We start from the raw sequence: 19,205 nt of genomic DNA on the forward strand, positions 1-19,205 counted from the left end.
CGTAAAAGTGGTATAACAAATCCAATATTGTCGCCATCTCCCGGGAGCGAATATGGAAATCACTGAATCGCGTCGTCTGTATCAGCAGCTTGCTGCTGAGCTTAAAACGCGCATTGAACAAGGTGTCTACCTTGTGGGCGATAAGCTACCCGCAGAGCGGTTTATCGCTGATGAAAAAAGCGTAAGTCGTACCGTGGTTCGCGAAGCCATCATTATGCTGGAAGTTGAAGGCTACGTTGAGGTCCGCAAAGGCTCCGGCATCCACGTCATCTCTAATCATCCAAAACATCAGCAAATTGCCGACGAATCGCTGGAATTTGCCAATTATGGTCCTTTTGAGCTGTTGCAGGCCCGTCAGCTGATAGAAAGCAATATTGCCGAATTCGCGGCGACTCAGGTGACCAAGCAGGACATCATGAAGCTGATGGAAATCCAGGAAAAAGCGCGTAAAGAGAAGTGCTTCCGCGATTCCGAATGGGATCTTCAGTTCCATGTCCAGGTCGCGCTGGCGACGCAAAATACGGCGTTAGCCGCTATCGTAGAAAAAATGTGGACCCAGCGCGTGCATAACCCGTACTGGAAAAAACTGCACGACCATATCGACTCACGTACCGTCGATAACTGGTGCGACGATCATGACCAAATTCTTAAAGCGCTGATTCGCAAAGATCCGCATGCGGCTAAGCTGGCGATGTGGCAGCATCTGGAAAATACCAAGCTGATGTTGTTCAACGAAACCAGCGACGACTTTGAATTCAATGCCGATCGCTACCTGTTTGCCGATAATCCCGTGGTTCATCTCGATACGGCCGCCAACGGCGTAAAATAGACGTTCTCCTTCTGCAGGGCAGCGATTCCTCCGCTGCCCGTAAAGCCTCAGGGTAAGCAAAGCATATATAGTGTCAGCCTGTGTAAATACACTCGCCACCCTCCTTCGCAATCAGCAAAATCAGAATGCAACAAACTGCAATTTCTATGACGTAAAGTCAGCGGGTTTGTTACAATTAGATGCATTTTGTCGTTCTGAGAGTTAGCTTTGGCTTACTTCACTTTTAAACAGGGAACCGTTCAGAGCGCAGTAGCGACCATAATCTAATAAAAAGCTATGTCGCCGTGCATATACCGCGTTCAGACGTGCCGTTAACCGATGTACCAGGAATCGTGAATGGAACTATTAACCCAATTATTGAACGCCTTGTGGGCTCAGGATTACGAAACTCTCGCTAATCCCTCCATGATTGGCATGCTGTACTTTGTCTTATTTATGATTTTGTTCCTTGAGAACGGTTTGCTGCCCGCCGCCTTTTTGCCCGGCGATAGCCTGCTTGTGCTGGTCGGCGTCCTGATAGCCAAAGGCGCGATGGGCTTTCCGGAAACGCTGCTGCTGCTCACCGCGGCGGCAAGTCTCGGCTGCTGGCTGAGCTATATTCAGGGCCGATGGCTTGGCAATACGCGAATCGTACAAAACTGGCTATCGCACCTCCCTTCGCACTATCATCAGCGCGCGCATCACCTGTTCCATAAGCACGGGCTTTCCGCACTGCTGATTGGCCGCTTTATCGCTTTCGTTCGTACGCTGCTGCCGACCATCGCCGGGCTATCAGGCCTGAGCAGCGCACGCTTCCAGTTTTTTAACTGGATGAGCGGGCTGCTGTGGGTTCTGATCCTGACCTCGCTGGGATACCTGCTGGGGAAAACGCCGGTATTCCTGAAGTATGAAGATCAGCTGATGTCCTGCCTGATGCTGCTGCCCGTCGCGCTGCTGGTGTTTGGCCTGATAGGTTCGCTGATTGTCCTGTGGAAGAAAAAATACAGAAGCCGGGGCTAACAATGGAGATGACACGCTCCTCTCTGCGTCAGATAAGCTGGGTGCTGGGCGGTTCGCTACTCCTGTGCGGCCTGTTCTGGCTCTGGCTCACCGTGCAACAGCAGGAATCCACGCTGGCTATTCGTCCCGTTAGTCAGGGTATCAGCATGCCGGACGGTTTTTCCGTCTGGCACCATCTCGACGCTAACGGTATCCGTTTTAAAAGCATTACGCCGCAGAATGACGGTTTGCTTATCAAGTTTGACTCCAGCGCTCAGGGCGCTGCGGCAAAAGAAGTTTTGGGCCGCGCTCTACCGCATGGTTATATTATCGCTTTAGTGGAAGACGATGATTCGCCTACCGCCTGGATTTCGCGCCTGCGCGATACGCCGCACAGATTCGGGTAATCCACGAAAATTCCGAATATATTCACCCTGTTTGGTGATTTCCCGGTTTACTTACTATCATTAAGTTTGCGGGCGTCACCAGACTCACGTTACTCAACTGGATAGGGGATATCCTGAGATATTCCCCCACACAATGGAAGGTCGTATCCATGAAACACCGCATCGCTTTGATCCTGGTTCTGTCATCACTGAGCGCCAGCGCCTTTGCCATCTCCCCTTGCCAGGAAAAAGAGCAGGATATCCAGCGGGAGATCAGCTACGCAGAAAAGCATCATAACCAGCACCGTATTGACGGTCTGAAAAAGGCGCTGAGCGAAGTAAAAGCGCACTGCAGCGACAGCCAGCTCAAAGCCGATCACCAGAAAAAAATCGCCAAACAGCAGGAAGAAATTACCGAACGTCGGAACGACCTGCGCGAAGCCGAACAGAAAGGCGATGCTGACAAAATCAGCAAGCGTCAACGTAAACTTGATGAAGCGCAGCAGGAACTGAAAGAGCTGCAGTCTCGCGAGTACTAATCGATTAAGCAAGACCAATATGGACCACTTTAACAGGAGATAAACATGGCTAAAGATAACGTTGCAGAAGACCTGCGTGCGGAACTGAAGACGCTGGCTGATACCCTGGAAGAAGTGCTGAACTCCTCCACGGATAAGTCGAAAGAAGAGATTGGTAAGCTGCGCAGTAAAGCCGAAAGCGCGCTGAAGGAAAGCCGTGTTCGCCTGGGGGAAACCAGCGATGCTCTCCTGAAGCAAACGCGAGAAACCGCTGCGCGTGCAGATGAATACGTCCGTGAAAACCCCTGGACCGGCGTGGGAATTGGTGCTGCCGTCGGGCTGGTACTGGGTGTCCTGCTGACGCGTCGTTAATTATGGCGAACTCTAAAAGCACGCAAGGGCCCGGGCAAAGCGTTTTCGGCATCGGACAGCGAATAGTCACTTTGCTGGTCGAGATGGTGGAAACGCGCCTGCGCCTGGTCGTCGTGGAGCTGGAAGAGGAGAAAGCCAATCTCTTCCAGCTGTTCCTGATGCTCGGGCTGACGCTGCTGTTTGCCGCGTTCGGGCTGATGAGCATGCTGGTGCTCATCATCTGGGCCGTCGATGCGCAGTATCGGCTCAACGTGATGATCGCCACCACCGCTATCCTGCTGCTGGCAGCGCTCATTGGCGGTATCTGGACCTTACGCAAAGCCCGACGTTCAACGTTCCTGCGCTTCACGCGGCAGGAGCTGGCTAACGACCGCGCATTGCTGGAGGACGATAAGCCATGAGCCGCGAACAGCAGGAACGCGAACGACAAAAAGCGCTTTTGCTGCGCCTGATCCAACAGCAGCGGCTGGACCTTAGCGCCAGCCACCGCCACTGGATTGAAGCGACCGCGCCCATTGATCGCGGCTGGAACACCTTCCTCAATCTGCGTTCATGGGCAATGGTCGGCAGCGGCATCGTGGCAATATGGTCCGTTCGCCATCCGCGCTTTTTGATGCGCTGGGCAAAGCGCAGCCTCGGTATCTGGAGCACCTGGCGGATGGCACGCAATCTGCTGCGTCAGTCCACCTCGCGCTAAGGCTAATGACCGGGTCCGGCGCCAGCCGCCGCCCGGCATCCCTCTCGCCCCGCTGTCCCCGTCAGGTTTGCCCCTCTTCTTGCTCACCAGCAGACCGCTTTCGCCTTTCAGCGTCTACCGTCATTTTGCGCAGCACCGCCTGTACGACCCGCTACAGCCCCACTTACATTCATGTCCTTTATCAAAAATTACTCAGAAACTTTGAAGAAGATCTACAGTTTTCCTTGCTAACAATCACATCTCATCCTCGCTAATATCCTCTCCATCGACAGCAAGCCCGCGTAACTACGCAGGATTGCACCAAAAAACAAAATCGCCGCCCTTTGGGTTTTCTGGAGTAAGAAATGAAAAAATTAGAAGATGTTGGTGTACTGGTAGCGCGCATTCTGATGCCCATTCTGTTTATCACCGCAGGTTGGGGAAAAATCACCGGTTATGCGGGTACTCAACAATATATGGAAGCCATGGGCGTCCCTGGGTTTATGCTGCCGCTGGTTATCCTGCTTGAATTCGGCGGCGGTCTGGCGATTCTGTTCGGTTTCCTGACCCGCACCACCGCGCTGTTCACCGCAGGCTTCACCGTGCTGACCGCGTTTCTGTTCCACAGCAACTTTGCTGAGGGCGTGAACTCGCTGATGTTCATGAAAAACCTGAGCATCGCAGGCGGCTTCCTGCTGCTGGCTATCACCGGTCCAGGCGCCTTTAGTATTGACCGCGTCCTGAATAAAAAGTGGTAAGCGCACTATACTAGTAAATAAAAAAGCGAGGGGACTTCTCCTCGCTTTTGCTATCTGAAGGAGGAAATAATGGGACAATTAGTTGACGGCGTCTGGCACGATACCTGGTATGACACCAAATCCACCGGAGGGCGATTTAAGCGTTCTGTGTCCGCCTTTCGCAACTGGCTAACCGCCGACGGCGCGCCGGGCCCAAGCGGCGAAGCCGGGTTCGCTGCGGAAAAAGACCGTTACCATCTGTACGTTTCTCTGGCCTGCCCATGGGCGCATCGCACCCTGATCCTGCGCAGCCTGAAAGGACTGGAGCCGTTTATCTCCGTCTCCGTGGTCAACCCCCTGATGTTCGAGAACGGCTGGACTTTCGACGATAGCTTCCCGGCAGCGACGGGCGATACCCTCTACCAGCACGAATTTCTTTATCAGCTTTATCTGCATGCCGATCCCCGCTACAGCGGGCGCGTCACGGTGCCCGTATTGTGGGACAAAAAGCAGCAAACCATCGTCAGCAATGAGTCGGCGGAAATCATCCGCATGTTGAATACCGCATTTGACGGACTGGGTGCCCGCGCTGGAGATTACTACCCGCCTGAGCTGCGCGCGCAAATTGATGAGCTGAACGGCTGGATCTATGACAACGTCAACAATGGAGTCTATAAAGCCGGATTCGCCACCAGCCAGCAGGCCTATGACGAAGCGGTCGATGGGGTATTTACGTCTCTGGAGCGTCTGGAACAAATCCTTGGTCAACACCGCTTCCTGACCGGTAACCAGCTGACGGAGGCCGATATTCGTCTGTGGACCACCCTGGTTCGTTTCGACCCTGTGTATGTGACCCACTTTAAATGCGACAAACGCCGCATCAGCGATTTTCTCAATCTTTATGGCTTCCTGCGCGATATCTACCAGATGCCGGGCATCGCGGAAACGGTGGATTTTGCCCATATTCGCAACCATTACTACCGTAGCCATAAGACGATCAACCCAACCGGGATTATCTCCGTCGGCCCGCAGCAGGATCTTAACGAACCGCACGGCCGCGATCTTCGCTTCCGCTAATCCGTTGGGCGCCCTTTACTGCGCCCAACAATTCACAAAACAAATATTTACCAGCATTTCATTCACGTCTATTCTTATTTCGATCGCTTTAAAAACAAGTGATTGACGGTTAATCGAGGCGTAAAAATGGACTGGTATCTTAAAGTATTAAAAAACTACATTGGATTTGGCGGCCGCGCCCGGCGCAAAGAGTACTGGATGTTTATTCTGGTCAACATCATCCTGACCGGCGTACTCAGCATTATTGATAAAATGCTCGGATGGCAGCGCGCCGGAGGGGAAGGCATTCTGACGACCATCTATGGCGTGCTGATATTCTTACCGTGGTGGGCGGTGCAGTTTCGTCGATTGCACGACACCGACCGCTCGGCATGGTGGCTGTTATTACTGCTGATCCCCGTGATCGGCTGGCTGGTGATCCTGGTCTTCAATTGCCAGAACGGCACTCCCGGCAATAACCGCTTCGGGCCGGACCCGAAACCGACCTCTTACTGACCATGCGCCCCTCGTCAAAAAGGGGCGCATTTTGTTTTATCTTGCCATAAATAGCTTCGGGATTTCCCGCAGACACCATGATTTTGCCTCACCCATGCTGTCCCGGCGCCAGGCCATAATAATGTCGATCTCGTTGCTGTACTCCGGGCTGACCACCCGCAGGCGCCCTTCGGCAATATCCCGCTCAACCAGCGGATAGGGCATCGTGGCGACGCCCAACCCTGCCAGCAGCGCCTGGCGTTTATCTTCGATCGAGCTCACGGTTAATCGCGGCTGTTTATCAAGCAGCTGCACCGTCAGCACCGGACGTTCGCGGGCGGTGTCCGCCACCGCCACGCCGCGATACTTCACGCGCGTGACTTCAGAAAGCGGCTCAGGCTCGAGGTGAATGGGATGGTCGGGGGCGGCAACGTAGACGCTCATAACCGAGTAGAGCTTACGGGAGTTAATTTCCGAGGAGGAACGAAAATGCATATCCGGCGCAACGACAATATCCGCCCGCCCCTGCTCAAGGCGCTCCCATGCCCCGGCCAGCACTTCGGTAATAATCGACAGCTGGGTGTTCGATTTGGTCGCGAGCTTTTCAATTAGCGGAAACAGGTCGGTGGTGGGTACCAGCGCCTCGGTGACGATGGTCAGGTGCGTTTCCCAGCCGCGCGATAGCGCTTCAGCATCGGTTGTCAGCTTATCCGCCGCTTCCAGCAGAACGCGCCCGCGCTCGAGCAGCATTCGGCCAACGTTGGTGAATTTTGTTCGATGACCTGAACGGTCAAACAGAACGACATCCAGCTCTTCTTCCAGCTTTTGCATGGTATAGCTGAGCGCTGAAGGCACCCGACCAAGCTCATCAGCCGCCGCCGCAAAGCTTCCGCGCCGGTCAATCGCATCCATAACGCGTAACGCTTCCAGCGTTAATGCTCTCTCTTTAGCCATCGTTCTCTCATTCAGGAAATTTGAACATACCGGGCAGAATATCTGGCTAACAATACAGCGTCCATACCTTTACCATTGATTTAGTGTAAAGAGAGGTCAAGAAGATGATTACAACCCGAACAGCCAAACAGTGCGGTCAAGCCGACTTCGGCTGGCTGCAGGCCCGCTACACCTTTTCCTTTGGCCACTACTTCGACCCGAAATTGCTAGGTTACGCGTCGCTGCGCGTGCTCAACCAGGAAGTCCTGGCGCCCGGCGCGTCGTTCCAGCCGCGTACCTATCCGAAAGTCGACATTCTGAACCTGATACTGGAAGGTGAAGCGGAATACCGCGACAGCGATGGCAACCATATCCAGGCTAAAGCTGGCGAAGCGCTGCTGATATCCACCCAGCCCGGCGTGAGCTACAGCGAGCACAACCTGAGCAAAGAGAGCTCGCTGACGCGAATCCAGCTGTGGCTGGACGCCTGCCCGCAGCATGAAAACCCGCTGGTGCAAAAAATCGCTATCGCCGAGGGAGCGCAGCAGCTGCTGGCTTCGCCGGACGGCAGCCAGAACAGTCTCCAGCTGCGCCAGCAGGTATGGATCCACCATATCAATCTGGCGAAAGGCGAGCAGCTTAACGTGCAGCTCCACGGCCCACGCGCCTACCTGCAGTCGATTCACGGCACGGTACATGCGCGAGTGCAGGAAGAAGAGAAACAGGCTTTGACCTGCGGTGATGGCGCGTTTATTCGTGACGAAGCTAACATTACCCTCGTTGCCGATACGCCGCTGCGCGCTTTGCTGATAGATTTACCTGTGTAACAACGGCAGTAAGGGAGTGTGTCAGTGGGCAAGAAGAAAACAAAAAAAGCGGTGCTGGCAGCGTCGCAGCCGCAGCCAGAAACCATAACAACGGTTAGCTTTGGTTATGAAGAGATGTTGAGCGAACTGGAGGCGATCGTCGCAGAAGCGGAGATACGGCTCCAGGAAGAAGAAAGCGTCGCCTGACGTCAATATCGGCCCCGGCCGGGGCCGATAAATTTACTCACTCAGCGCCTGAGCTAAATCTTTTTGGACCTGCTTACGCTGTTCTGGCGTCAGGACCTGATTCACATCAAAATAGTACTTCACGCGATAATAGCGGACCTGCTGTTCGACTTTACTAAACGCCGCCAGCTGATCTTTGACCGCTTTTTCATTCCATTTTCCGGAATCAATCACATCAAATAATACGCCGTCTTTAATATCTTTCTGGGAGATCTGCTGAACGTTTTTTTCCAGCTGCTGGTGCAGGCTTTTAATTTTCGTTACCTGATCCTGGGTCAGTTTTAAGTGTTGGACAATCGGATCCTGCGCCGGGGCTGGCGCAGCGTTAACATCCGCAGCCTGTGCCGCCATTGAGAAGCCCGTAGCGAGGACGGTTGTCACTGCAATGCGAGTCATTAATTTCATTTTTTGTTTTATCCTGATTAATTATCACCGATGTGGCTGGCTATTATTTTTCATAAGCCGATGACGAAATGTAAAAAATAGTTCGCATAAATGTAGTTAAATCAGGAAATACATAACAAACATGAATACTACAATTGAAGTCATTTATTTTAAATATATTAATTAAGCAAGAAGGACGCATAACCGTATGAGTCATAATGCGGTTGATGGCAAATCTGTTTCCCCCATTGTGCCGCTTTCTTGTCAGGTGGCGGCTGACGCCTTTCCTGATCGACTACACCCGCGCCGTTGCTACAACCCAAAGCAAAAGCCCCGCTATTGCTGGCAGGGGTTGTCTAATAAGTTGAAACGGACCGCTCAGCCGGCTTCGTTCAACCATACGCCAGATATCTGCGGCGCTGAGGATTGTGTCGCAGACCGTATCTTGTATGGCAGGGTAAAGCCCGCCAGGTACGTGTCTTTCACACCCAACCGTGTTTTATCGCCAGCATCAAAATCCCTGCAATTACAAAAAATACTATACTAACCAGACCAAGAAGTGCCTCTACATAAAATGGCCTGATAATCCGTTTCGGTAATCCCCGGATGAAATCTTTATCATCATTTTTGGTCAGTATTGAGCTTTTATTCCACAATAGCGGCATAAATATAAACTGCGTTTTTATGCCGTATGCGCCCTTGAAGTAAAGTGAGTTAACGTTCTCGAACAATAATACGGCATCGGGAAGGCTGCCGAACTTCTCTTTGTATAGCTGGCAGATCTCCTTAAATCTCTTTCTGTTCAGAAGTGAGGCAATGACACTGGCTCGGGGGGCACTCCAGTGCGTTGTCTTACCACCAACGTGTATTAGACTTGTATTGTCTAAAAACAGGGAAAAGGGGAAAGGCTGGATCTCTCCAGCCTTTGACGGTCATCTCACTTTCTTGAAGATAAGCAAGACTAAAAAAAGACAAATGGCGCTACCGACAAATGCAGTGATTAAGAGGCTATCCACTGAACGCGATAAGTCATCTATGATCGCTTCACATAAACGAGCTTCCATCTGACCTGTTGAAGGGGGGCCGTTGTATTTCCGGGTTAGTCCAAAATCAAGCACTGGTATCATCAAGGCAATAGAGTAGATTGCGAATACTAAAGCAATACCTCCCCATCGAAGGATAGCCTTTGCTCTATTCGTCAATGTCATACGAACCACCTAAAATGCCGCCAATCGTGCCCCCAGAATAGCCCGAAGATGATCCAACCGTTGACGCACTGTTAGCAAGCCCTTCCTCCACTCGTCCTGTGAGGCTTTCAGAGTTAGGCTTGAATTGTTCGATGTTCGGATACTGTTCTCTGAATGAGCTGGTGACTTCCATAACGTTCATTGAAGACAGATCGCCGCTCTTTTCCGTCAAGTAACGCTGTAAAGATACAGGGATAGTGAAATCTTCTTCATTGTCGATACGAAGCTGCGTTGTTGTCGATGTGTAACTGGTGTCAAAGATTTTAGTCCCTGCTTCTCTGATCACTTGTACCGTGTGAGTTGTGCAGTTGCTGCCGGTTAAATCGTAAACGTCTATCACCTTTCCGCGCCGCTTAGTACGGTCTCCCATCGCCTCCGTGAAAACGGGTGTTTTACCGGAGTTCCATAGAGATTCAAAAATTCTGCGGGTTTCCTCCGTAGTAACATCGTCGATCTGAAAAACTCTCGCTTGGTATTTGTACAGTTCTTCACGATAGTAAAGGCGTGCATCATCGCCAGTCAGGAAGTTAAGAATCCCATCACCTGTTAATGTGGCCGGGCCTTTCCGACCAAAGCGCCCGTATGTGTAAACATAGATCGAGTTATTCTCGTGTACAGAAACATAAGCATGTCCTGCGTCGGTGGTTTCAGTCCAGATGTAAACGCCGTTCAGTAGTTGATTATCTTCTGGCTTGCAGGTGTCAGCAAAACTGTTTTGCTTCTTCGCTACTTGGGCGTGCTGATCTGGTTCTTGTACTGAATCAGGTGTGGCTTTCGCTGCCGCTGGTGTGGATGTTGCCCGCACTGGTGCCTGATAAGGACCGTGTCGCATAAAAGTATGTGTGGCGATGAAAAATGACTTACACGGACAGGTAGAGCGGCTGTAGAGCGTACTGGCGGCTAACTGACCATGAATATACTCTCCAGGATATCCACCTGCCACGCTGTAAATGCCTGGGTGTTTACCGCAGGATACCTGGCAGCCCACTGTTGCCTGTCTGTTTAGATTCGGGCCAATCTGCTTCCCTTTCGGGTATCCGGTCAGTACCGATCCCCCGCATGTTGTTTTATCGCCTTTCACAACCCAAAAGCCTGTAGCCATTTTCTGGACTCCTTATTTTTTAGAGCGCCGCTGGAGCGAGAAAATCGGCTGGCATTGCTGGGCTGTTGTCTAACTGGCAGAGGAGGCCATAATCTTGTGGGGTGCTAACAATCACATCACCGTTATCAAGCTGGCTTCCTACGAGAGCATAAGAAACGCCGTTGCCGTTGGTATTGACTGACCCCGATCCGTTGATGATTTTCGCGCGTGTTCCGTCAGGATAAACAACGTCATCCCCAACCATTGCCCGAGTAACCTCGCTCCCATCCTCAAGAATAAAAGTGTCGTTGGCGCTGGCTTTCTCAATCTTTCCACCGTTTCGGGTGAGCGCTCCAGTCGTAGCAAAACGCCAAATTGCCATTAAAGAACGATCTTTCATTTCTTCAATATGGGATTTGAAAATCTGGCGCAGCTCTTCGTCTGCGTTTGCCAGTTGCTCTGCGCTGAATGGATGATTGAATGATGCGAGTACTGATGGCGTGAGTTCGTTGGTGTATTGCTTCATAAATCCCTCTACTTACTGTGAATTTATCTTGTCCAACACTCATTGTACAAATAACAACCACAAGCAGAAAGTTGTTCCCCCCTTAAAGTGAAACTATGTTTTAAAAAATTCACATGATGAATACCTCCTGTTTTTTCATTCGCTTTGTGAAGTATCAAAGCTTTTGCTGTGCCTGCCCGTTCGCCGTGTTTGTCTGTTCCGGGTTACGTTGCCGGATATACCGAAGGAAGCAGTGACTGTCAGACACTCCTTCATGAAATCATCGACCTCGTCTACGTTTAACACCCAGGCCGCTGAAATGATAAAGGCGGTAAATAATCATCAATGTCTTTTTGTTCTAATTTCTTCATTTTCTGCACTATGTCCAAAAGTTGGGCTGGCTCCATCCTGGACGCTTTTATAAAAGAAATGATCATAAAGAGTGGGAAGATATAAATCTTGCTCTACTCGCTGAATCGCAGCCCAGAGACACACGAAAAAAACGCCTGACGGGAGTCTGAAATAAAGGCAATAGCGGTTGTCGCACTTGAGGGTATTAGGGATGGAACAGCCGTTGGTATGCCTCGTCTGTATCACAGTTTGCGTCGCATTTTCACCTTTAAAGGTCTGAGACATGCCAACGTATTGCTTTAGAAGTAGTTGAAGCTGACCGTTAAGCCGCTTTCTTTTGGGGTATAGCGTCGTGTACAGTCATTCATCTGTCCTGTGTTTCAACCCGCCATATGAAGCAAAAACCCCCGCCATCGCTGGCAGGGGTTTTCTGAAAAGTTAAAGCTGACCGTTAAGCCGCTTTCTTTTGGGTATAGCGTCGTGGACAGTCATTCATCTGCCCTCTGTTTCAACCTGCCGTATGAAGCAAAAACCCCCGCCATCGCTGGCAGGGGTTTTCTGAAAAGTTGAAGCTGACCGTTAAGCCGCTTTCTTTTAGGTATAGCGTCGTGGACAGTCATTCATCTGTCCTGTGTTTTAAACTGCCGTATGAAGCAAAAACCCTCGCCATTTCTGACGAGGGTTTTCTTTGAATGAGGAAGCTGACCGTTAAGCCGCTTTCTTTTGGGTATAGCGTCGTGGACAGTCATTCATCTGTCCTGTGTTTCAACCTGCCGTATGAAGCAAAAACCCCCGCCATCGCTGGCAGGGGTTTTGTAGAAAGTTGAAGCTGACCGTTAAGCCGCTTTCTTTTGGGGTATAGCGTCGTGGACAGTCATTCATCTGTCCTGTGTTTCAACCTGCCGTATGAAGCAAAAACCCCCGCCATTTCTGACGAGGGTTTTCTTTGAATGAGGAAGCTGACCGTTAAGCCGCTTTCTTTTGGGTATAGCGTCGTGGATGTAGTGGCACACTGAATTTGGCCACCTGAGTAGAGGTGATATGCTCACCTCAACATCTTACAGGTGAACCAATGAGCAAAATATTTACTGCTGAATTTAAAGCCGAAGCGGCAAAACTGGTTCTTGATCAGAACTACACTCACGGTGAAGCGGCTAAAGCGATGAACGTCAGCCTCTCCGCCATCAACCGCTGGGTTAAATCGTTACGTATGGAGCGCCAGGGGAAAACGCCCCCGGGGCTGCCTCTGACGCCTGAGCAGACGGAACTCAGGGAAATGAGAAAACAAATACAACGCCTTGAAATGGAAAATGAAATCCTAAAAAAGGCTACCGCGCTCTTGATGTCGGACTCCCTGAAAAGTTCACGATAATCGACAGTCTGAGGGCGCACTACCCGGTAGCGCCATTGTGCCGGCTGTTCGGTGTTCACCGAAGCAGTTATCGTTACATTCGTAAAAATGGCAGGGATTCTGACGCTGAGCGGGCCGTCAAACGGAGTCTCGTCAGTGAAGTCTGGAATGCCAGTGGTGGCTCTGCTGGCGCGAGAAGTATCGCCACGATGGTCAGCGGCCGGGGCGTCAGACTCGGGCGATGGCTTGCAGGTAAGCTGATGAAAGAGCTGGATATCGCCAGTTGTCAGGCCCCGGCGCATAAATACAAACGCGGCGGGAACGAACACGTTGAAATACCTAACCATCTCGACCGGCAGTTCGCGGTAACAGCGCCGGATCAGATCTGGTGCGGCGATGTGACCTATATCTGGACGGGAAAATGCTGGGCTTATCTGGCCGCCGTGCTGGATCTGTTCGCCCGTAAACCTGTGGGCTGGGCGATGTCGACGTCGCCGGACTCGGCCCTCACGGTCAAAGCGTTGCAGATGGCCTGGGAGCATCGGGGGAAGCCAACAGGAGTGATGTTCCACAGTGACCAGGGCAGTCACTATACCAGCCGCCAGTACCGGCAGGCTCTGTGGCGCTGTCGAATAAAGCAGAGCATGAGTCGACGCGGTAACTGCTGGGATAATGCCCCTATGGAACGGTTCTTCCGGAGCCTGAAGACCGAATGGGTGCCGACGAAGGGCTATAACAGCTTCAAAGAAGCTCAGAGCGCGATAATCCGCTACATCACGGGCTATTACAGTGCCATCCGGCCCCACTGGTATAACGGTGGGTTAACGCCAAATGAATCAGAGCGGCTGTTCCACGAACAGTCAGGTCGTGTGGCCAAAATTAGTTGACCACTACAGGACAGTCATTCATCTGTCCTGTATTTCAACCTGCCGTATGAAGCAAAAACCCCCGCCATCGCTGGCAGGGGTTTTGTAGAAAGTTGAAGCTGACCGTTAAGCCGCTTTCTTTTGGGGAATAGCGTCGTGGACAGTCATTCATCTGTCCTGTGTTTCAACCTGCCGTATGAAGCAAAAACCCCCGCCATTTCTGACGAGGGTTTTCTTTGAATGAGGAAGCTGACCGTTAAGCCGCTTTCTTTTGGGTATAGCGTCGTGGACAGTCATTCATCTGCCCTCTGTTTCAACCTTTAGCCGAAAACAAAAACCCCCGCCATTTCTGACGAGGGTTTTCTTTGAATGAGGAAGCTGACCGTTAAGCCGGGTTCTGTCGTGGACAGTCATTCATCTAGGCCAGCAATCGCTCACTGGCTCAAGCAGCCTACCCGGGTTCAGTACGGGCCGTACCTTATGAACCCCTATTTGGCCTTGCTCCGGGTGGAGTTTACCGTGCCGCGAACTGTTACCAGACGCGCGGTGCGCTCTTACCGCACCCTTTCACCCTTACCTGATCCCACTTACGTGGGCCATCGGCGGTTTGCTCTCTGTTGCACTGGTCGTGGGCTTGCGCCCCCCAGGCGTTACCTGGCACCCTGCCCTATGGAGCCCGGACTTTCCTCCCCTCCGCCCGTCTCCCCCGAAGAGGACGACGACGAAGCGGCGACTGTCTGGTCAGCTTCGGCGCGAAGTATAGAGGGTTTACCGACGGTTGTCATCCTTCTGTCGCCATCCCAACCTGCAATGTCGCCGCAATATTACGCGACGCATGATAAATATTGTCCGCCGCGCCGCGAAACGCCTCTTCGAGCGTCGTTACGCTGGTCAGCACGCTAAACACCGCATCAATCCCATACTGGTGAACCACGCCGACGTCCCGGGTCAGACTACCGGCAATGCCAATTACCGGCTTATGATACTTTTTCGCCACGTTCGCTACGCCAACCGGCACTTTACCGTTAATACTCTGGCTATCCAGCCTGCCTTCACCGGTCACCACCAGCGAACAATCGAGGATATGCTCTTCCAGATTCAGCGCCTGGGTTACGATTTCAATCCCGCTGCGTAATTCAGCGTTCAGGAACGCCATCAGCGCTGCGCCCATACCACCCGCCGCGCCCGCGCCGGCAACCTGCTTCACATCGACATGCAGATCGGCCTTAATAACGTCCGCATAGTGCGCCAGGTTGCTGTCCAGCTCGCGGATCATCGCTTCGGTAGCCCCTTTCTGCGGACCAAATATCCTTGATGCGCCAGTATCACCAGTCAGCGGATTGGTGACATCGCAGGCGACCCGAATAGCGCAATCATGCAGTCGCGCGTCAAGACCGGAGAGATCTATCGAATTGAGGCTACACAGACTACCGCCGCCGTTGCCAATCTCCGCGCCATTGGCATCGCAGAGACGCGCGCCCAGCGCCTGAACCATTCCCGCGCCGCCGTCATTGGTGGCGCTGCCGCCAATGCCAATGATGATATTTTTCGCCCCATGATCCAGCGCCTGCAAAATCAGCTCGCCGGTACCGCGCGACGTCGTCAATAGCGGGTTACGCTGAGCGGGCGGAACCAGCCCCAGCCCGCTGGCCGCAGCCATTTCGATAAACGCGGTTTTGCCGTCTCCGGAAAGCCCCCAGCAGGCATTAACCGGAACACCCAGCGGCCCCGTCACGCAGGCGCTCATTTCGGTTCCCTGCGTCGCGGCAATCATCGCCTCAACAGTACCTTCTCCGCCATCGGCGAGAGGAACCTTCACGTAGAGCGCATCGGGGAAAATTTCCCGAAAACCTTTTTCTATAGCCTGAGCAACCTCGGTGGCCGAGAGGCTTTCTTTATAAGAGTCTGGGGCGATTACGATTTTCATAGTTATGTAGCCTGACAGTGCCGCGCGAGGCAAGAATTACAGGGCGCGCATCCGCGCCCTTCTTGTTAGCAAGTGACTTCCACTTTCGCCAGTTTTTCGTAGTAGCATGCAAGCGCGCTGTGGTCGGCGGTACCCAGACCGTCGGCGCGCAGCGCCTGCATCATCTCCATCACCGCGGCGGTCAGCGGCAGCTGGGCGCCCACGCCGTGAGAAGTGTCCAGCGCATTCGCCAGATCTTTGATATGCAGATCGATACGGAAACCCGGCTTGAAGTTGCGGTCCATCACCATTGGCGCTTTGGCATCCAGTACGGTGCTTCCGGCCAGCCCGCCGCGGATGGCCTGATATACCAGATCCGGGTTCACGCCCGCTTTGGTCGCCAACGTCAGCGCTTCGGACATCGCCGCAATGTTCAGCGCCACGATCACCTGGTTGGCCAGCTTGGTCACGTTGCCCGCGCCGATCTCGCCGGTATGCACCACCGAACCCGCCATCGCTTTCAGCAGATCGTAATATTTGTCGAAAATCGCTTTATCACCGCCCACCATCACCGACAGCGTACCGTCGATGGCCTTCGGTTCGCCGCCGCTGACCGGCGCATCCAGCATATCGACGCCTTTCGCTTTCAGCGCTTCGCTGATTTCGCGGCTCGCCAGCGGCGCGATGGAGCTCATATCGATCAGCACGGTGCCCGGCTTCGCGCCTTCAATAATGCCGCCTTCACCCAACGCCACCTCTTTCACGTGCGGGGAGTTCGGCAGCATGGTGATGATCACATCGCACTGCTCGGCAATCGCTTTCGCTGACGCGGCGGTTTCTGCGCCTGCGGCAATCACTTCGGCAATCGCTTCCGGGTTACGGTCAGCAACCACCAACGAGTAACCTGCCTTGAGGAGGTTTTTACTCATTGGTTTACCCATGATACCGAGGCCAATAAAACCAACTTTCATTGTCATGTCTTTATCTCTCTAGTTTCGGTGGTGGTTATTTCTTAAAGGAGTCAGCCAGCTTCTGCGTGGCAGAACGGAAAACGCCCAGGTCGCTGCCGACGGCAACAAAGGTCGCGCCCCATTCCAGATAGCGGCGCGCGTCGGCTTCAACCGGCGCCAGAATGCCGCTCGGCTTACCGTGCTTTTTCGCGCTGGCAAAAATGTGCTGAATAGCTTTCTGCACTTCCGGATGGGAAGCATTGCCCAGATGGCCCAGCGCAGCGGCCAGATCGCTTGGGCCGACAAAAATACCGTCAACGCCCGGCGTGGCGGCTATCGCATCAACGTTATCCACGCCCTGCTGGCTCTCAATTTGCACGAGAATGGTGATGTTGTTGTTCGACTGCGCGAAGTAATCCGGCACGGTGCCAAACATATTGGCGCGGTGCGAGACGGATACACCGCGAATGCCTTCTGGCGGATAGCGGGTTGAGGCGACGGCGTTAACCGCCTGCTCTTCCGTTTCGACAAACGGAATCAGGAAGTTATAAAAACCGATATCCAGCAGACGCTTAATAATCACCGGCTCGTTGGTCGGTACGCGAACGACCGGCGCGCTGGCGCTGCCTTTCAGCGCCATCAGCTGCGGGATAAAGGTTGAGATGTCGTTCGGCGCATGTTCGCCGTCCAGTACCAGCCAGTCGAAACCTGCCAGACCTAAAACTTCGGTGCTAATCGGGCTCGCCAGCGCGGACCAGCAGCCGATCTGAACCTGATGCGCCGCCAGGGCCGCCTTAAATTTGTTCGGGAAGATATCGTTGTTCATCGTTTATACCTTGTCACTTAACCGTTAATTATTTCTGCAGTTCCATGCGTTTGATGTCGCCAACCACAAACAGATAGCAAACCATCGCCATCAGGGCTGAGCATCCGACGAAGACCAGCGCTGCGTTGAATGAGTGCAGCTCGCTCACCAGGTAACCGATAACCAGCGGGGTTACGATGGAAGCGACGTTACCAAATACGTTAAAGACGCCGCCGCACAGGCCGACAATCTCTTTCGGCGCGGTATCGGAAATCACCGGCCAGCCCAGCGCGCCGAACCCTTTACCGAAGAAAGCCAGCGCCATCAGGGTCACCACCAGCGCGGTGTTATCGGTGTAGTTACACAGAATGATGGTGGAAGCCAGCAGCATTCCGAGGACGATCGGCAGCTTACGCGCCACGGTGATGGAAAAACCGCGTTTAATCAGATAGTCGGAGAACACCCCGCCCAGCACGCCGCCGGCAAAACCGCACAGCGCCGGAATCGATGCGACCAGACCCACTTTCAGAATCGACATGCCCTTTTCCTGCACCAGATAAATCGGGAACCAGGTGAGGAAGAACCAGGTGATGGTATTGATAAAATATTGGCCGAAGAACACGCCCAGCATCATGCGGTTGGTCAACAGCTGCTTGATATAGTGCAGTTTAGGTCCGCTGGTCGCCGCGCTGCCGGGCTTTTTATGGTCCATATCAACGACGGCGCCGTTCTCGGAGATAAACTTAAGCTCCTCCTGCGTCATGCGCGGATGGTCGGTGGGGTTATGGATCAGTTTTACCCACAGGCCGGTCAGCACAAAGCCAATCACGCCCATGACGGTGAAGACATGCTCCCAACCCCAGGCGAAGGTCAGCCAGCCCAGCAGCGGCGAGAACAGCGCCAGGGAGAAATACTGCGCGGAGTTAAAGATCGCCGATGCGGTCCCGCGCTCTTTCGTCGGAAACCACGCCGCGACGATACGGGCGTTTGCCGGGAAAGATGGCGCTTCAGAGAAACCCAGCATAAAGCGCATAAAAAACATTGAGATACCCGCCCACGCCAGTGGAAACATATCCACAAAGCCTTGCAGGAAGGTAAACAGCGACCAGAAGAACAGGCTGTAAGAGTATACTTTCTTCGAGCCAAATTTATCGAGCAGCCAGCCGCCGGGGATCTGCATCAGCAGGTAGGCCCAGCCGAAAGCGGAGAAAATATAGCCCATCGAGACCGCGCTCAGCTGCAGCTCTTGCGCCACCTCTGTACCGGCGATCGAGAGCGTCGCCCGGTCGGCATAGTTAACGGCGGTAACAATGAAAATGATCAACAGAATTAAATATCGAGTTGGCACTTCCTTTTTCTGTTCTATCGTTGCATCCAGACTCATCTAATATTCCTCAGGTACAACACACCTTCCATTATTTATTTTGGCGTGATTCTTCATTATTCAGAAATCAATATCAGGAGGTATCGATTTACTTATCCGGCGCATTGCAAGCATGACTCAGTATAATCAGCTTGCGAGCGTTAAACACTGTGCATATAACCTGTAAATGGCGTTTAATTATCGTTATTGTTGTGCAAATGCAATAATCAGTGGGCGCTGTTCCACAGTTCCAGCGATTTCCCTCTTTAACGTATTCGCCCGCGCAGCAATTGGTGATTTAGATCACATTTTCAGATTCAAACACCTGACATTCTCTATTTCACAAATCTGCACATCAGAAATT

Annotated in this window: 21 protein-coding genes, 1 other RNA gene and 1 pseudogene; 13 read left to right on the forward strand and 10 right to left on the reverse strand. The window is 52.8% G+C overall.

All coding sequences use genetic code 11. The features are described 5' to 3' along the window. Positions 1–52 precede the first annotated feature (52 nt). The 10 genes from exuR to MKleb_RS24350 all read left to right on the forward strand — a co-directional run bounded on the left by exuR (position 53) and on the right by MKleb_RS24350 (position 6,068). Positions 53–829, forward strand: coding sequence for a transcriptional regulator ExuR (gene exuR / locus MKleb_RS24305; protein ID WP_004854448.1), 777 nt, complete (start codon positions 53–55; stop codon positions 827–829). A 336-nt stretch (positions 830–1,165) separates the two neighbouring features. After that, complete coding sequence (yqjA, locus tag MKleb_RS24310; RefSeq protein ID WP_004125499.1) at positions 1,166–1,828, forward strand: DedA family general envelope maintenance protein YqjA; 663 nt, start codon at positions 1,166–1,168, stop codon at positions 1,826–1,828. An 8-nt stretch (positions 1,829–1,836) separates the two neighbouring features. Next, positions 1,837–2,214 (forward strand): EnvZ/OmpR regulon moderator MzrA, encoded by a 378-nt coding sequence (mzrA, locus tag MKleb_RS24315; RefSeq protein WP_161506366.1) that lies wholly within the window; start codon positions 1,837–1,839, stop codon positions 2,212–2,214. Between the two features lie 149 nt (positions 2,215–2,363). Next, the gene (locus tag MKleb_RS24320) at positions 2,364–2,732 is read left to right on the forward strand and encodes a DUF1090 domain-containing protein (protein ID WP_014226939.1); all 369 of its coding nucleotides are present in this window, start codon (positions 2,364–2,366) and stop codon (positions 2,730–2,732) included. Between the two features lie 45 nt (positions 2,733–2,777). Further along, the gene (locus MKleb_RS24325) at positions 2,778–3,083 is read left to right on the forward strand and encodes an ElaB/YgaM/YqjD family protein (protein ID WP_004854453.1); all 306 of its coding nucleotides are present in this window, start codon (positions 2,778–2,780) and stop codon (positions 3,081–3,083) included. Between the two features lie 2 nt (positions 3,084–3,085). Continuing rightward, a complete protein-coding gene (locus MKleb_RS24330) occupies positions 3,086–3,484 on the forward strand; it encodes a phage holin family protein (RefSeq protein WP_004854455.1) in 399 nt (132 codons plus the stop codon). After that, positions 3,481–3,780: a YqjK-like family protein gene (locus tag MKleb_RS24335; protein ID WP_004854457.1), complete on the forward strand. Its 300-nt coding sequence runs from the start codon at positions 3,481–3,483 to the stop codon at positions 3,778–3,780. Before MKleb_RS24330 ends, MKleb_RS24335 begins: the two co-directional genes overlap by 4 nt. A gap of 344 nt (positions 3,781–4,124) precedes the next feature. Next, positions 4,125–4,517: a DoxX family protein gene (locus MKleb_RS24340; protein WP_004125512.1), complete on the forward strand. Its 393-nt coding sequence runs from the start codon at positions 4,125–4,127 to the stop codon at positions 4,515–4,517. A gap of 69 nt (positions 4,518–4,586) precedes the next feature. Continuing rightward, a complete protein-coding gene (locus MKleb_RS24345) occupies positions 4,587–5,573 on the forward strand; it encodes a glutathione S-transferase family protein (protein ID WP_025108314.1) in 987 nt (328 codons plus the stop codon). A gap of 126 nt (positions 5,574–5,699) precedes the next feature. Continuing rightward, positions 5,700–6,068: a DUF805 domain-containing protein gene (locus MKleb_RS24350; RefSeq protein WP_004105984.1), complete on the forward strand. Its 369-nt coding sequence runs from the start codon at positions 5,700–5,702 to the stop codon at positions 6,066–6,068. Between the two features lie 36 nt (positions 6,069–6,104). Here the strand turns inward: MKleb_RS24350 and MKleb_RS24355 are convergent, their stop codons facing one another. Next, complete coding sequence (locus MKleb_RS24355; protein ID WP_014226944.1) at positions 6,105–7,001, reverse strand: LysR family transcriptional regulator; 897 nt, start codon at positions 6,999–7,001, stop codon at positions 6,105–6,107. A 104-nt stretch (positions 7,002–7,105) separates the two neighbouring features. Here MKleb_RS24355 and MKleb_RS24360 point away from each other — a divergent pair, with 104 nt between their 5' ends. Together MKleb_RS24360 and MKleb_RS24365 are read left to right on the forward strand one after the other, a co-directional pair. Further along, entirely contained in the window at positions 7,106–7,807 is a 702-nt protein-coding gene (locus tag MKleb_RS24360; RefSeq protein ID WP_014226945.1) for a pirin family protein, read from the forward strand. Between the two features lie 24 nt (positions 7,808–7,831). Next, a complete protein-coding gene (locus tag MKleb_RS24365; RefSeq protein ID WP_162934508.1) occupies positions 7,832–7,993 on the forward strand; it encodes a hypothetical protein in 162 nt (53 codons plus the stop codon). 33 nt (positions 7,994–8,026) lie between these two features. Here MKleb_RS24365 and MKleb_RS24370 read toward each other — a convergent pair whose 3' ends face one another. From MKleb_RS24370 to MKleb_RS24385, 4 genes and pseudogenes are all read right to left on the reverse strand, one after another. Next, positions 8,027–8,437 (reverse strand): Spy/CpxP family protein refolding chaperone, encoded by a 411-nt coding sequence (locus MKleb_RS24370; RefSeq protein ID WP_014226947.1) that lies wholly within the window; start codon positions 8,435–8,437, stop codon positions 8,027–8,029. 1,170 nt (positions 8,438–9,607) lie between these two features. Further along, on the reverse strand, positions 9,608–10,765 hold the full coding sequence (locus MKleb_RS24375) for a PAAR domain-containing protein (RefSeq protein WP_217076304.1): 1,158 nt from the start codon (positions 10,763–10,765) through the stop codon (positions 9,608–9,610). 19 nt (positions 10,766–10,784) lie between these two features. Beyond that, positions 10,785–11,270, reverse strand: coding sequence for a PAAR domain-containing protein (locus tag MKleb_RS24380; protein ID WP_025108317.1), 486 nt, complete (start codon positions 11,268–11,270; stop codon positions 10,785–10,787). Positions 11,271–11,468: 198 nt separating this feature from the next. Continuing rightward, positions 11,469–11,586, reverse strand: a pseudogene (locus MKleb_RS24385) (IS3 family transposase); the annotation flags it as partial. A gap of 1,086 nt (positions 11,587–12,672) precedes the next feature. Between MKleb_RS24385 and MKleb_RS24390 the strand changes: the two are divergent. Further along, a protein-coding gene (locus tag MKleb_RS24390) for an IS3 family transposase (protein WP_217076029.1) occupies positions 12,673–13,838 on the forward strand; the annotation gives its coding sequence in 2 pieces (ribosomal slippage) (positions 12,673–12,928 and positions 12,928–13,838; 1,167 coding nt in all). Between the two features lie 349 nt (positions 13,839–14,187). Here the strand turns inward: MKleb_RS24390 and rnpB are convergent. From rnpB to garP, 5 genes are all read right to left on the reverse strand, one after another. Next, an RNA gene (gene rnpB, locus MKleb_RS24395) (RNase P RNA component class A) lies at positions 14,188–14,566 on the reverse strand. A 32-nt stretch (positions 14,567–14,598) separates the two neighbouring features. Beyond that, complete coding sequence (garK, locus tag MKleb_RS24400; RefSeq protein WP_025108329.1) at positions 14,599–15,744, reverse strand: glycerate 2-kinase; 1,146 nt, start codon at positions 15,742–15,744, stop codon at positions 14,599–14,601. Between the two features lie 65 nt (positions 15,745–15,809). After that, entirely contained in the window at positions 15,810–16,700 is an 891-nt protein-coding gene (garR, locus tag MKleb_RS24405; RefSeq protein WP_217076305.1) for a 2-hydroxy-3-oxopropionate reductase, read from the reverse strand. A gap of 28 nt (positions 16,701–16,728) precedes the next feature. Next, positions 16,729–17,499 (reverse strand): 2-dehydro-3-deoxyglucarate aldolase, encoded by a 771-nt coding sequence (garL, locus tag MKleb_RS24410; protein ID WP_025108328.1) that lies wholly within the window; start codon positions 17,497–17,499, stop codon positions 16,729–16,731. A gap of 28 nt (positions 17,500–17,527) precedes the next feature. Beyond that, positions 17,528–18,862, reverse strand: a complete 1,335-nt coding sequence (gene garP, locus MKleb_RS24415; RefSeq protein ID WP_025108327.1) for a galactarate/glucarate/glycerate transporter GarP — start codon at positions 18,860–18,862, stop codon at positions 17,528–17,530. Positions 18,863–19,205: the final 343 nt, after the last annotated feature.

It is taken from the genome of Klebsiella sp. PL-2018, assembly GCF_019048985.1.
GTDB lineage: Bacteria > Pseudomonadota > Gammaproteobacteria > Enterobacterales > Enterobacteriaceae > Klebsiella > Klebsiella michiganensis.

Bases quoted from the DNA above. Each gene is read 5' to 3' on its own strand.
- exuR (WP_004854448.1), top strand. From the start codon at position 53: ATGGAAATCACTGAATCGCGTCGTCTGTATCAGCAGCTTGCTGCTGAG.
- yqjA (WP_004125499.1), top strand. From the start codon at position 1,166: ATGGAACTATTAACCCAATTATTGAACGCCTTGTGGGCTCAGGATTAC.
- mzrA (WP_161506366.1), top strand. From the start codon at position 1,837: ATGACACGCTCCTCTCTGCGTCAGATAAGCTGGGTGCTGGGCGGTTCG.
- MKleb_RS24320 (WP_014226939.1), top strand. From the start codon at position 2,364: ATGAAACACCGCATCGCTTTGATCCTGGTTCTGTCATCACTGAGCGCC.
- MKleb_RS24325 (WP_004854453.1), top strand. From the start codon at position 2,778: ATGGCTAAAGATAACGTTGCAGAAGACCTGCGTGCGGAACTGAAGACG.
- MKleb_RS24330 (WP_004854455.1), top strand. From the start codon at position 3,086: ATGGCGAACTCTAAAAGCACGCAAGGGCCCGGGCAAAGCGTTTTCGGC.
- MKleb_RS24335 (WP_004854457.1), top strand. From the start codon at position 3,481: ATGAGCCGCGAACAGCAGGAACGCGAACGACAAAAAGCGCTTTTGCTG.
- MKleb_RS24340 (WP_004125512.1), top strand. From the start codon at position 4,125: ATGAAAAAATTAGAAGATGTTGGTGTACTGGTAGCGCGCATTCTGATG.
- MKleb_RS24345 (WP_025108314.1), top strand. From the start codon at position 4,587: ATGGGACAATTAGTTGACGGCGTCTGGCACGATACCTGGTATGACACC.
- MKleb_RS24350 (WP_004105984.1), top strand. From the start codon at position 5,700: ATGGACTGGTATCTTAAAGTATTAAAAAACTACATTGGATTTGGCGGC.
- MKleb_RS24355 (WP_014226944.1), bottom strand. From the start codon at position 7,001: ATGGCTAAAGAGAGAGCATTAACGCTGGAAGCGTTACGCGTTATGGAT.
- MKleb_RS24360 (WP_014226945.1), top strand. From the start codon at position 7,106: ATGATTACAACCCGAACAGCCAAACAGTGCGGTCAAGCCGACTTCGGC.
- MKleb_RS24370 (WP_014226947.1), bottom strand. From the start codon at position 8,437: ATGAAATTAATGACTCGCATTGCAGTGACAACCGTCCTCGCTACGGGC.
- MKleb_RS24375 (WP_217076304.1), bottom strand. From the start codon at position 10,765: ATGGCTACAGGCTTTTGGGTTGTGAAAGGCGATAAAACAACATGCGGG.
- MKleb_RS24380 (WP_025108317.1), bottom strand. From the start codon at position 11,270: ATGAAGCAATACACCAACGAACTCACGCCATCAGTACTCGCATCATTC.
- garK (WP_025108329.1), bottom strand. From the start codon at position 15,744: ATGAAAATCGTAATCGCCCCAGACTCTTATAAAGAAAGCCTCTCGGCC.
- garR (WP_217076305.1), bottom strand. From the start codon at position 16,700: ATGACAATGAAAGTTGGTTTTATTGGCCTCGGTATCATGGGTAAACCA.
- garL (WP_025108328.1), bottom strand. From the start codon at position 17,499: ATGAACAACGATATCTTCCCGAACAAATTTAAGGCGGCCCTGGCGGCG.
- garP (WP_025108327.1), bottom strand. From the start codon at position 18,862: ATGAGTCTGGATGCAACGATAGAACAGAAAAAGGAAGTGCCAACTCGA.